Genomic DNA, 12,546 nt, shown 5'->3' with positions numbered 1-12,546 from the left:
GGATGGTGGCGCGCCGCAAAGGCGATGCCGTAGTAGCATTCAGGGCGATATTGGCCTGAGTTGATCCACCGCCAACACGATTTTCAGACATAGCCACCGCGCTGATAATATTTCCGTAGCGCAGGACTTAGTGAGCTTAATAAAACTGTCAAAAAAAGTTTACGAAAATACTTAATTCATCCTTGCGGAGTGAGCCCAGATCGAGCCTTGCCGCGCTTGATTCCGAGGTAACGTTCGCGGAAAACAATGGCGAGCCCTGCCGCCATCACCACGCAGGAACCGGCGATCATCCAACTCGTTGGTGTCTCATCGAAAAAGATGTAGCCTACGGCAGTGGCCAGAAGGATCGACGCATAGTCGAACGGCGCGAGAAGCGAGGCATTGCCGTAGCGATAGGCTGATGTGAGGGCGATCTGTGCAACCCCGCCAATAAGGCCCGCCCCGATCAGCATCAGCATTGCCTCCATCCCGGGAATTCGCCAGCCAAAGGGTAGCGTCAGCAGGCTCAACAATGTCGCGGTGATCGAGAACCAGAAGACAATTGCCGAGGTTTCCTCCGTCGCCGTCAATTTGCGAATGTGGACATGCGCCAGCCCCCTGAAGCATGCGGACGCCAACACAAGAACAATTCCCAAAAGCGCCGCTGTGTCGAGCAACCCAGCCCGCAAAAGCGTCAGTCGCGGCCAAAGTATGATCACCACGCCCACCAGCCCCAGAAGCACCATCGACAAACGGAATACCCGGACGCGCTCCCCAAGCAAGGCCACGGCGAATAGGACGGTCAGAATGGGCGCGAGATAGCCCAAAGCCGTGACCTCCGGGAGTGGCAACAAACCGAGCGCCGCAAAGTTGCACGCCATGGCCGAAGTGCCGATAACCCCGCGCCAGATATGGCCCATGGGGCGCGCCGTTTTCAGTCCTGTTTTCAGATCGCCGCGCCATGCAAGCCACACCAGAATGATCGGCAATGTGCCCGCAGACCTGAAAAAAACAGCTTCTCCCGGGGGAACAACATCGGAAGTCGCCTTGATCAGCGCGGCCATCACCAGAAACATCGAAACAGCTGTGAGTTTTAAGGCGATACCGCGCAGGGGGGACATGATGTTTCCTTTCGGCGCTTTGATGGCATAGCAGACAGCGCAAATACCAGCGCCCGTGTCGGGCAAGCTCTGGTTTGAGGGATACGCAACCGCGAACTGCTCGAGTACCCGTTTACTGCCAGCAATACTGCGGCCCCGGCCCGGAGTTTCAAGGGCATGCACAGTGCTGGGGTAAGGTTTACCCCTGTGGCCCCTGCACAGTCCGCAATGAGTTCATGAAGAGGCAGAAGGTCCTTCCCGCGCCTCATGAGCCTAAAAGTGACCCTACGTCCAGCCAGATTCTCGCCGCAATCTGTACAAATTTTCGGCTGCATTGAGTGGCATTTCGGAAACCATAGCGGGCTATTCCTCGACTCGGACATGAGGCGTGCCTGCCGCCAGAAGGCACACGGATCATGGCCGCGCTCGGTCTGGCAGCGAATAACGCAACCAAACCGGGCGGACGGCAAGGAAGGAAAGACCATGAGGATTCTGATTGCGGATACGACTTGGGCCACGGCCGGAATAGCCAAGGGTCTGCGCGACGCGGGATTTTTGATCACCAGCTGCGACGCCGGCGAATACCTAGCATCCTATACGCGGACGGCGCGCCAAAATGCGATTGTGCTGGATACCGACAGTGGCGGGCCAAGCCCTTTCGAAGTGATCATGCAATTGCGCGATGCCGCGCCCACCTGCCCCATCGTATTTATCGACGGACGCGGTGACGAAACCTTGCGCACACGACTGCTGAATGCCGGCGCAGATGACGTCATTGATGCGAGCTCCGATCGCGATGTCGTCGTCTCTCGAATCGGGGCTGTGGCGCGACGCGCAGCCGGGCTTTCGCAGCCGTTGATCGAACTTGGGGATCTCCGCGTCGACCTTCTCAACCGAGTGGTCTTTGCCCCCGCCTCGCGGGTACCTCTGAGCCCGAAGGAATACGAGTTGCTCGAACACCTCGCGTTGAACCGCAAGCGCATGGTCACGCGTGACGAACTTCTTAGCCAAATTTACGCCTTCGAGAACGAGCCAACACCGCGCATCATCGACGTGTTCGTTTGCAAGATCCGCAGCAAACTTGCCACGGCGGGAAGCGTTCAGGTCGTGATCGAAACTGTTCGTGGTCGCGGGTATCGGTTGAGTGAGGTTACCGGACCCACACCGCCCCTCGACAACGCCGCGGATGCCCACAAGATGGATATCGCCGCCTGAAGAAGCGCCATGTCTGCAAGGCCGGCTGAGTATCGTACTCAGCGGCCTTCTGCGCCCCCGGAGGTTATCCCGCCTATGAGGCGAGAACCCCCTCCTGCGGCGGCATTCTTCGTTGAACCTCAAGCTGTCAACGCATGCCATGTGGCCCGCGTCGCGGCCACGTGGGTGATGACTACCAGATCTTCATGACCACGTGGCCGCTTGCTCAACCCGCCTTGAGCAAACAGTGCTAGCCGTAGCTCGCCACGACATCATACAGCACCGGCTCGAAGCTGCGGCATAGGGTATTGAACATGCGGCTACGCTCGCGCATCTCAGCGGTGCGGAGCATGGCCTGAAAATCTTCCCGTCGCTTCCACTGCGAATAATTGGCGATCCGCGTTTGAGCATCGTTCACGTGCAAGCCCGCGGCAATGAAACCCGGTTGTTTCGATATGAAAACCTCATACGCCTCTGTCAGCGCCTCGAGTAGATCTTGGCACGCACCGGGCGTGGTCTCAAAGGTGGTGATGATGGTTTGAAGCGGGGCCTCGGCAGAAATACTGAGCATAGCAGTCCTCCTCTGCCCGATGCTAGCTGCGGCAAACGCCATCGCCAAGCGCCAGATACAAAAAGCGCCCCGGGGTCAAAACCGCGGAGCGCCAAACTTGGTGGAAGAGGGAGCCCTCTCAGGGAGTCTTCTTGCCTTTGAGCGGGGCCCAGATCCGTTTGTTGGTCACGTAGAGCAGGACCGAAAGCACCGTAAGGAAGAGCACGGCGGTGAAACCCGCCTCCTTGCGCGCCATCATCTTGGGTTCCGCGGCCCACATCAGGAAAGCCGCAACATCCATGGCTTCATGATGCAGATCGTTGTCATGACCATCGTCGAAATCGACATCTTCACCATAGAGCGGTGGCGCCATTGAAATCCAGCCACCCGGAAAGGCTGTGTTCTCATAAAGCGTCACGCCGGCTTCGGTCTTCTCTTCACCGGTATAGCCGAGCAGAAGCGAGGCGATATATTCCGGTCCGCCGATCCCCTTGAGAAACTGGTTGATCCCCGTCCCATATGGGCCGTGAAAACCCGCCCGAGCCTTGGCCATCAAGCTAAGATCAGGAGCGCCGACACCGGTATTGGCCGGGAAATGATCCGTAGGCCGTGCGGGGCGGTAATCGTCGAGTTCGGCGTCGAAAACCTCGTAGGTTTCCGCATAAGCGCGCATCTGATCCTCGGGCAAGCCTAGGCCATCCTCGGAAGACAATGTGCGCAACGGCACCTGCTTGAGGCCGTGACACCCTGCGCAAACCTCGGTGTAGATCTTCAGTCCACGCTGCAGTTGATTTTGGTCATAGGTGCCAAAGGGCCCTTCGAAGGAAAAGTCGAAATCCTCGATATGGCCTTCGCCACCCGCGGCGAGGACGGCCCCTCCGGAAAGGGCCAGGGACGTGGCTGCCGCGATCGCGAGTTGCTTGAACATGTTCCCGTGTCCTTTCTTATTCGGCCGGCTCGACGAGCGTCTTGGAGCCGCCCGTCTTGGCCTTGTGGGCTGCGAAGTCGGCCTCGATGGTCTCGGGCTGCGGCAGCGGCTTTTCGATGACGCCCAGCAGGGGCAGGATCACCAGGAAATATCCGAACCAGTAGGCCGATGCGATCAGCGAGAAGGACGCATAAGGCTCCTCCGCAGGCATCGCGCCGAGCCACATCAGAACCATGAAGTCGACGCAAAGCAGGGCGAACCAAGCCTTGAACATCGGGCGGTAGCGGCCGGAGCGCACGGCGGAGGTATCAAGCCAAGGCGCAAGCGCCATGACCGCAATTGCCCCGAACATCGCCAGAACCCCGAAGAACTTCGCATCAATGATGCCGCCCGTGATGAAGGACGCGATCTGAACGACCCAGACCTCGGAGGTGAAGGCGCGCAGGATCGCGTAGAACGGCAGGAAGTACCATTCGGGCACGATGTGCGTCGGCGTGACGAGCGGGTTCGCCTCGATGTAGTTGTCCGGGTGGCCAAGATAGTTCGGCATAAAACCGACGATGGCGAAGAACACCGCGAGGATCACCGCGAGTGCGAAGAGGTCCTTGATTACGTAGTAAGGCCAGAAAGGAACAGTGTCCTTCTGTGCTTCGGCCTTCGATCCGCGCCGCACCTCGACACCGGTCGGGTTGTTGTTGCCCGTGGTGTGGAACGCCCAGATATGCACCACGACGAGCGCGGCGATGATGAAGGGCATGAGATAGTGCAGCGAGAAGAACCGCGTAAGCGTGTAGTTGTCAACCGCAGGGCCGCCAAGGAGCCATGTCTGGATCGGCTCACCGATGAGCGGGATAGCCCCGAAAAGACCGGTGATCACGGTGGCGCCCCAGAAGGACATTTGTCCCCAAGGCAGAACATAGCCCATGAAGGCGGTGCCCATCATCAACAGGTAGATAAGAATGCCAATGATCCACGTCACCTCGCGCGGTTCCTTGTAGGAGCCGTAGTAGAGGCCACGGAAGATGTGGAGATAAACAGCAACGAAGAAGAGTGATGCACCGTTCGCGTGCAAATAGCGGATCATGAAGCCGCCATTCACGTTGCGCATGATGTGCTCGACCGACGCGAAAGCTAGGTTCGTGTCAGGCGTGTAGTGCATCACAAGTACAATGCCCGTCACGATCTGCAGCGCCAGACAGAACGTCAGGACGATGCCCCAGATCCACATCCAGTTGAGGTTCTTGGGGGTGGGGATCATGATCGTGTCGTAGAGAATGCCTACGATGGGCAGGCGGCGATGGAGCCACTTTTCCCCGGAGGTTTTCGGTTCGTAATGATCGTGTGGAATTCCAGCCATCGCGCAGGTCCTTATCCCAGTTGAATCGTCGACTCGTCGACGAATTCTGCCAGCGGAACGGGCAGGTTTTCAGGGGCCGGACCCTTGCGGATGCGTCCGGCGGTATCATAATGCGAGCCGTGGCACGGGCAGAACCAGCCGTTGAAGTCCCCGGCTTCGCCCAGAGGCACACAGCCGAGGTGCGTACAAACACCCATCATCACCAGCCACTCGCTGTTTTCGCCAAGAGCGCGGTTTTGGTCCGTCGCGGGTGCGTCACCGATGTTGGCATTGCGCGCATCAGAGTCAGGAAGTTCCGACATATCGACGCTGCGGGCCTCTTCGATCTCCTCGGCGGTGCGGTAGCGGATGAAAACCGGCTTGCCGAGCCATTTCACAGTAAGCTGCGTTCCTTCGGAGATACCCGAGATATCGACGCGGATCGAAGCCAGCGCCTGAACGTCGGCAGAGGGGTTCATCTGATTGACAAGCGGCCAAATGGCGGCTCCGGCCGTAACGGCGCCTGCGCCGGCCGTGGCGAAATACAGGAAGTCTCGGCGGGTGCCTTCGTGATCTTCTGCGTGCGACACGAGATTCTCCATTCCATTGGCCGGGTGGCCCAAACGAATTTTCGACCGTGATTTCCACCACAGTCCATGGGCGCGGGTTTTAGCGCCCTCCGCGCAAGCCGTCCAGCGGACAATCCCGCGCAGTTGAAAAGTTCCGGTCCGCGGTGGTTGCCAGCGCACAGTATCGCACTTAATCTTGTAGCAACGCTTGTCATTTCCTCATCCCGGTTCCCATGATGCCCATCTCCACTCGCCGCCTGATCGGTTCGACCCTTACGCTCGTCTGTCTTGCCGCTGCCGCGCCTATTACCGCGCAGGAGTGGGAGTTTGGCGTTTATTCAGGTGTGCAAACCTCCCCGCATAGCCGGATAGACGGCGACTACCCCGGGGGCGGCGACATCGATTCTCTGATCGGTTGGGAAGGCCGCAGCGGAGAGGCACCGCCCTATTATGGCCTGCGCGCGACATGGTGGCGCACCCCGGAAATGGGTTACGGCATCGAATTCACGCACGCCAAGGTCTACGCGCCCGAAGATGAGCGCGACGATGCAGGGTTTGACCGGCTTGAATTCACTGATGGCCTGAACATCCTCACCCTGAACGCCACGCGCCGCTGGCCGGATCGTTTCCAGCCGTTCACGCCTTATGTGGCGGGCGGCGTCGGCCTTGCGATTCCGCATGTGGATGTCGAAACCACGGGCGGGGATAAAACCTTTGGCTATCAGGTGACCGGTCCCGCCGCGCGCCTGACAGCGGGTGCGAGCTATGATATCAATGAGACCGTCGCGGTTTTCGGGGAATATCAGTTCACCTACTCGTCCAATACCGCCGATCTTGACGGCGGCGGAGAGTTGGAAACCGACATCATCACCAATGCGGTGAACCTCGGGCTGAACTTCCGCTTCTGACCGCTGGCCTTTCTCCCCTGCCCGAACGGCGCTATGCAGGTCAGGTCATTCACCTAAAGGCCCTGTTAACCTTCGGTGAATAGGCGGTAGCTTGGGTGGCGGGAAACGCCGATGCTTGAATTCGACACAGTCAGCAAATCGTTCTGGACGGGGACACAGCGCAAGGTCATTCTTGACCGGGCCTCTTTTCGCGTCGAATTGGGCCGGTCGATGGGGATCCTCGCGCCCAATGGCACCGGCAAGACAACCCTGATCAACATGATGGCCGGGCTGGAAAAACCAGACGAAGGCACAATCCGCAGGAATTGCCGCGTTTCCTTTCCCTTGGGGTTTATGGGGGGTGTGATCGGCCGGCTTTCAGCGATGGAGAACGCTCGCTATATCGCGCGGCTTTATGGTCTGGATCCGGACTATGTAGAGGCATTCTGTCGCTGGTTGTGCGGGCTGGAGGAATATTTCGACCAGCCGCTCGGCACCTATTCCTCCGGGATGAAGGCACGCTTTACCTTTTCCCTACTGCTCGCGCTCGACTTCGACATATACCTGATCGACGAGGGTATGCCCTCCACCACGGATGTGGAATTCAATCGGAAGGCCGGGGAAATCCTACAGGAGCGACTGCGGACGACGACGATCGTGATCGTGTCGCATCAACCCAAAACATTGGAAAAATTTGCCACATCCGCGGCGGTTCTGCTGGACGGACAGCTTCATATGTTCGACACCTTGGAAGAGGCGAAAGTACTCTATGACTATGAAACCCAAGGCTAGAAAATATCGCATCAGGCGACGCGCCTCGAGCGAACAGCATGCCGGATCGTCACCTGAGGCCGCAGCCCCGGGACCAATCGACATTGCCAAGACTACCAGCCCAGCAGCCCCCGAAGGCGCTGCTGTAGAGAGCACGACAGGTGCCATAGCTGGACCGCCGGAAGGTGCCGCTGCCGATCTGGAGGCGATCCGAGGCGAAGAACTCACGGCACGACAACTCCGCATGGCGCGCCGCATGGCGCAGAAACAAGGCCTCAGCCCCTCGTCGGATCTCGATGCCGTGCGTTTGTTGCGAGCCAATGGGATCGACCCGTTTAAACGGACCAATACACTGCGCCTTGTCGTCTCCTCCGCCGAAGAATCCGCGCCCGAGGCAAACACAGCAGCCAGCCTTCCCCAGACGCGCCCGCAGCCCGCGCCACCCGACCTTCCCCGCCCGCCAAGCCCTGCACAGCGGCGCAGCGAAGAAGTCGCCCGAATTCAGCGCGATATCGCGCGCCGCCGCCGCCGCAAACTTGGCTTGCTCTTCTTGCGTCTGGCGGTGTTTGTCGGACTTCCGACACTGATCGCGGCCGACTATTTCTATCGGATAGCGACGCCGATGTACGCTACAAAATCCGAGTTCGTGATCCAGCAAGCCGAAGGGGGTTCCGGTGGCAGTGGTCTGGGGGGGCTGTTGCCCGCGCAGTTCAATACCAATCAGGATTCAATCGCCGTCCAATCCTACCTAGAGAACCGCGCGGCCATGTTGCGCCTCGATGAGGAGCTTGGGTTCAAGGCCCATTTCCAACAGGATTTCATCGATCCGATCCAGCGCCTTGATGACGATGCCAGCAACGAAGACGCCTATAAACTTTATCGAAAGAACGTGAAGCTCGGATATGATCCGACCGAGGGCGTCGTGAAGATGGAAGTCATCGCGGCGAATCCGCTGACGAGCCAAATGTTCGCGGAACGCCTGATCGAATATGCCGAAGAACGGGTCGATAACCTGACCCGCCGGAAGCGCGATGACCAACTCAGCGAGTCTCGGGCCACGCTGCAAAAGGCCATGGACGACCGGCGGCTTGCGCAGGAATCGCTGGTTTCATTGCAGCAGGAAGCCTCCATCGTCGATCCCGAAGCGCGCATTGCTGCTCTGCGCGCCCAGATAACGCAGCGCGAATTGGAACTTCAGGAAAAGCAGCTACAACTGGAGGCTCTTCTCGACAACCGCCGCCCGAATGCGAGCCGCGTTGACGGCGTTCGTGGTGATATCGTCCGGTTGCAGGACCTGCTCGACACCCTGCGCACGCGCATGAACGTCGCCGTCGAAGGAGAAGGCTCCCTCGCAGAGATCACGACACGCATAAAACTGGCGCAAGCGGATCTGGAAATGCAGAACCTGATGCTTCAATCCGCTCTTCAGAACCTCGAAACCGCTCAGCTCGAAGCCAACCGGCAAACACGTTACCTGTCGCGAAGCGTCGATCCCGTTGCCCCCGATGAGGCGACCTACCCGCGTGCCTTTGAGGACACCATCTTGTCCTTCCTGATCCTTTCGGGTCTCTACCTCATGATTTCCCTCACCGCTTCTGTCCTGCGCGAGCAGGTCTCCAACTAGTTTCACCAAAGGAATTGTCTTGACCAAACCGAGCCCAGTCGTCCGCCCCAACACGTGGGAATTTTTGCGTGACCCGATGATCGCGCCCACTGGTTTCCGCGAATATGATGCACGCTGGAAATACCCCGAGGAAATCAATCTTCCGGGCATGACCGCGCTTGGGCTCGGCCTTGGAACCCAGATTCGCAAGCGGGGCATAGAGCCCGTCATCGCGGTCGGGAACGACTATCGTGACTACTCCCTGTCGATCAAGAACGCCCTCATTCTCGGGCTGATGCAGGCTGGCATCACGGTCAAGGATATCGGCCCATGTCTGTCGCCCATGGCCTACTTCGCGCAATTCCACCTTGATGCTCCGGCAGTTGCGATGGTGACGGCCTCGCATAATCCCAATGGCTGGACCGGCGTGAAGATGGGGTTCGAGAGACCGCTGACCCACGGCCCCGACGAGATGGCTGAATTGCGCGACATTGTTCTTGAGGGACGAGGAGAACCGCACGCCGGTGGGGCCTATGAGTTTGTCGAGGGTGTCCGAGAGGCCTATCTGGACGATCTGGTCGGGGATTTCCGCATGTCTCGCCCCCTCAAGGTCGTTTGTGCGACGGGCAATGGAACCGCGTCCGCCTTCGCCCCCGAGCTATTCCGCCGGATGGGCGTAGAGGTCGTGGAGAGCCACAATCAACTCGATTACACCTTCCCCCACTACAACCCCAATCCCGAAGCGATGGAAATGCTGCACGATATGGCCGCTTCGGTGAAGGCAAGCGGGGCCGATTTTGCACTTGGGTTTGACGGCGACGGTGACCGATGCGGCGTGGTCGACGACGAGGGCGAGGAAATCTTTGCCGACAAGGTTGGCGTCATCATGGCGCGTGATCTCTCCAAACTGTACCCCGGCGCTACCTTTGTCGCGGACGTCAAAAGCACCGGGCTTTTCGCTTCTGATCCAGAGTTGCAGAAGAACGGGGTCAAGGCGGATTACTGGAAAACCGGCCATTCCCACATGAAGCGGCGCGTCAAGGAACTTGGCGCACTCGCAGGCTTTGAGAAATCCGGCCACTACTTCCTCGCCGAGCCGATCGGGCGCGGCTACGATTGCGGCATGCGCGTTGCGGTCGAAATCTGCAAGCTGATGGACCGCAACCCAGACATGTCCATGAGCGATCTGCGCCGCGCCTTGCCGCGCACATGGGCGACCCCGACGATGTCCCCCTATGCGGCGGACCTCGAAAAATACGACATCCTCGCACGGGTGGTGGAGAAGTTGACGGCGCGGGCGGCGGAAGGCGGCACTCTCGGTGGACGCAAGATCGCGCAAGTGGTCACGGTGAATGGCGCCCGCGTCATCCTCGACAACGGCGGCTGGGGGTTGGTACGCGCGTCCTCCAACACACCGAACCTCGTCGTCGTCTGTGAAAGCCCCGAAAGTGAGGACGAACTTCGCGCGATATTTGCCGATCTTGATGCGGTGATCCGCACCGAGCCCGGCGTGGGCGAGTACGACCAGACGTTCTAAGGGCCGCGCGAGAGGTCACATTCTTTAAACGGCGGCTCGGGCGCGATCCCGGGCCGCCGTTTTCCATTCAGGCCGCGATCAGGCCCCGCCCCTTCAGCAATGCCTCCACCTCCGGAAGCTTGCCACGGAAGGCAAGGTACAACTCTTCGGCATCACGCGACCCGCCGGTCGACAGGATATTTTCCTCAAGCGCTCGGGCACTGGCCGGATCGAAGGCATCCCCAGCCTCCTCAAAAGCGGCGAAGGCATCCGCATCCATGACCTCCGACCACATGTAGCTATAGTATCCGCTCGAATACCCATCCCCCGCGAATACGTGGGCGAACTGCGGTGTGGCGTGGCGCATTCGGATGGCGGCTGGCATTCCCATGCCATCGAGTATCTCTGCCTGTTTCTGCATCACATCAGCGGGTGGTTCGCCCTCGTGAAACTCCAGATCAACCATGGCCGATGCCACATATTCGACGGTTTGAAACCCCTGATCGAAATTCGCGGCACCCAGCACCTTCACCAGCATTTCGGGCGGCATCGCCTCGCCGGTCTCAACGTGAGTGGCGAATTCTTCCAGAACCCGCGGCACTTCGAGCCAATGCTCAAAAAGCTGACTGGGAAGTTCGACGAAATCGCGGGCGACGGAGGTACCTGAAACACTCTCATAGGTCACATTGGACAACATCTGATGCAGGGCATGGCCGAACTCGTGAAAGAGGGTGCGCGCATCATCGTATGAGAGCAGAGCCGGCTCGGATTTGGCGAAATTGCAGACGTTGATCACCACCGGCCCTTGAGGGTCGGGAAACTTGCGCTGGCCGCGCATCGCGGAACACCATGCCCCCGAGCGTTTGGATGCGCGGGCAAAGTAGTCGCCGATGAAGACGGCAACATGCTCCCCTTCCCGCGTGACTTCCCACGCGCGGCAATCCGGGTGATAGAGCGGCAGGTCAAGAGGCTTGAACTCCAGAGAGAACAGCCGATTTGCACAGGTAAAGGCCGCTTCGATCATCCGATCCAGTTGCAGATAGGGCTTGAGCGCCGCCTCATCGAGATCATGCTCCGCCTTGCGCCGCTTTTCCGCATAATAGCGCCAATCCCAAGGTTGCAGATCACCAGCAATTCCGTCCGTCCGCATCATCGACGTCAAAACTTCGGCATCCTGCTCCGCCTGCGCCTTTGCCGGGGTCCACACGTCGCCAAGCAGCTTGCGCACGTTTGCAGGCGTCTTTGCCATTTCCGTCTCAAGCTTGAAATCTGCGAAATTGGCATAGCCAAGGAGTGCGGCTCTTTCCGCTCGGAGCGAGAGGACCTCGGCGCAAATGGCGCGATTGTCCGTATTCCCTCCGTTTGCGCCCCGGCTTTCCCATGCCCTGAACGCCGTTTCGCGCAGGTCGCGGCGCGGTGAAAACTGAAGGAACGGTACGATGAGAGAGCGCGAGAGCGTGATGACAGGGTTCGACAGCCCCTTTTCCGCGCCTACCGCACGGGCCGAAGCGATAACGAAATCTGGCAATCCCACCAGGTCAGCTTCGGAAAGCTCCATGTACCACGCGGATTCGTCCGCCAGCAGGTTCTGGGTAAACGTGGTGCCAAGAACCGCGAGACGGGATTTTATTTCCCTCATCCGCGCGTCTTCGTCCCCATCCAGCGCTGCGCCAGCCCGAACAAACCCACGGTGCGTCAGCATCAGGACGCGGGCCTGCTCCGAAGTCAGGCTCAATTCTTCACGCCGCTCCCACAGATCCCGAACCCGTGCGAAAAGCGCCTTGTTGCCGTAAATCCGGCTCCCATAGTCGGCCAGCTTCGGGGAAAATGCGCGCTGTAACTCTTGCCGCGTTTCGTTGGAATCCGCTCCGGACACCGTGTAAAATACCGATAGCACGCAGTCGAGATCGGCCCCGGCCACTTCCAGAGCCTCGATGGTATTGGCAAAGCTTGGCTCTTCCGCCTGCTCTGCAATGGCCTCGATCTCCGCCTCCGCGCGGGCAAGAGCCTCGTCAAAGGCAGGCGCAAAATCGGCATCATTGATCTTGTCGAACGGGGCGAGCGCGAAGGGGGTATCCCAAGGCCCAAGCAATGGATTGGTCATCAGCAGACT

11 protein-coding genes are annotated in these 12,546 nt (G+C 59.3%); 5 read left to right on the top strand and 6 right to left on the bottom strand.

Features of this window, described 5'->3' with window-relative positions; genetic code table 11:
* Nucleotides 1-176 precede the first annotated feature (176 nt).
* The gene (locus tag BM234_RS17140) at nucleotides 177-1,100 is read right to left on the bottom strand and encodes a DMT family transporter (RefSeq protein ID WP_092067005.1); all 924 of its coding nucleotides are present in this window, start codon (nucleotides 1,098-1,100) and stop codon (nucleotides 177-179) included.
* A 462-nt stretch (nucleotides 1,101-1,562) separates the two neighbouring features.
* On the opposite strand from BM234_RS17140, the gene BM234_RS17135 reads away from it, so the two are divergent.
* Nucleotides 1,563-2,294, top strand: a complete 732-nt coding sequence (locus BM234_RS17135) for a response regulator transcription factor (protein ID WP_175501315.1) — start codon at nucleotides 1,563-1,565, stop codon at nucleotides 2,292-2,294.
* A gap of 229 nt (nucleotides 2,295-2,523) precedes the next feature.
* Here BM234_RS17135 and BM234_RS17130 read toward each other — a convergent pair whose 3' ends face one another.
* The 4 genes from BM234_RS17130 to petA form a co-directional block, all read right to left on the bottom strand.
* Nucleotides 2,524-2,844 carry an antibiotic biosynthesis monooxygenase family protein gene (locus BM234_RS17130; protein ID WP_092067003.1) on the bottom strand — a complete coding sequence of 107 codons (321 nt, stop codon included), beginning with the start codon at nucleotides 2,842-2,844 and terminating at the stop codon, nucleotides 2,524-2,526.
* A gap of 118 nt (nucleotides 2,845-2,962) precedes the next feature.
* A complete protein-coding gene (locus BM234_RS17125) occupies nucleotides 2,963-3,751 on the bottom strand; it encodes a cytochrome c1 (RefSeq protein WP_092067002.1) in 789 nt (262 codons plus the stop codon).
* A gap of 16 nt (nucleotides 3,752-3,767) precedes the next feature.
* Nucleotides 3,768-5,108, bottom strand: coding sequence for a cytochrome b (petB, locus tag BM234_RS17120; protein ID WP_092067001.1), 1,341 nt, complete (start codon nucleotides 5,106-5,108; stop codon nucleotides 3,768-3,770).
* 11 nt (nucleotides 5,109-5,119) lie between these two features.
* Nucleotides 5,120-5,677, bottom strand: a complete 558-nt coding sequence (petA, locus tag BM234_RS17115) for a ubiquinol-cytochrome c reductase iron-sulfur subunit (RefSeq protein WP_092067013.1) — start codon at nucleotides 5,675-5,677, stop codon at nucleotides 5,120-5,122.
* 215 nt (nucleotides 5,678-5,892) lie between these two features.
* Between petA and BM234_RS17110 the strand changes: the two genes are divergently transcribed.
* The 4 genes from BM234_RS17110 to BM234_RS17095 all read left to right on the top strand — a co-directional run bounded on the left by BM234_RS17110 (nucleotide 5,893) and on the right by BM234_RS17095 (nucleotide 10,454).
* Complete coding sequence (locus tag BM234_RS17110) at nucleotides 5,893-6,564, top strand: outer membrane protein (protein WP_425439251.1); 672 nt, start codon at nucleotides 5,893-5,895, stop codon at nucleotides 6,562-6,564.
* Nucleotides 6,565-6,675: 111 nt separating this feature from the next.
* Nucleotides 6,676-7,335, top strand: a complete 660-nt coding sequence (locus BM234_RS17105; RefSeq protein ID WP_092066999.1) for an ABC transporter ATP-binding protein — start codon at nucleotides 6,676-6,678, stop codon at nucleotides 7,333-7,335.
* On the top strand, nucleotides 7,313-8,938 hold the full coding sequence (locus tag BM234_RS17100; protein ID WP_092066998.1) for a KpsE/RkpR family capsule polysaccharide export protein: 1,626 nt from the start codon (nucleotides 7,313-7,315) through the stop codon (nucleotides 8,936-8,938). The genes BM234_RS17105 and BM234_RS17100 overlap by 23 nt, the downstream gene beginning before the upstream one ends.
* Nucleotides 8,939-8,957: 19 nt before the next feature.
* Nucleotides 8,958-10,454 carry a phosphomannomutase/phosphoglucomutase gene (locus BM234_RS17095; RefSeq protein ID WP_092066997.1) on the top strand — a complete coding sequence of 499 codons (1,497 nt, stop codon included), beginning with the start codon at nucleotides 8,958-8,960 and terminating at the stop codon, nucleotides 10,452-10,454.
* 67 nt (nucleotides 10,455-10,521) lie between these two features.
* Here the strand turns inward: BM234_RS17095 and BM234_RS17090 are convergent, their stop codons facing one another.
* On the bottom strand, nucleotides 10,522-12,537 hold the full coding sequence (locus tag BM234_RS17090; RefSeq protein WP_092066996.1) for a M3 family metallopeptidase: 2,016 nt from the start codon (nucleotides 12,535-12,537) through the stop codon (nucleotides 10,522-10,524).
* Nucleotides 12,538-12,546: the final 9 nt, after the last annotated feature.

It is taken from the genome of Poseidonocella pacifica (assembly GCF_900111875.1).
GTDB classification, from domain to species: Bacteria; Pseudomonadota; Alphaproteobacteria; order Rhodobacterales; family Rhodobacteraceae; genus Poseidonocella; species Poseidonocella pacifica.
The sequence above is the reverse complement of the archived record's forward strand: the minus strand, read 5'-3'. Positions and strand labels throughout refer to the sequence as shown.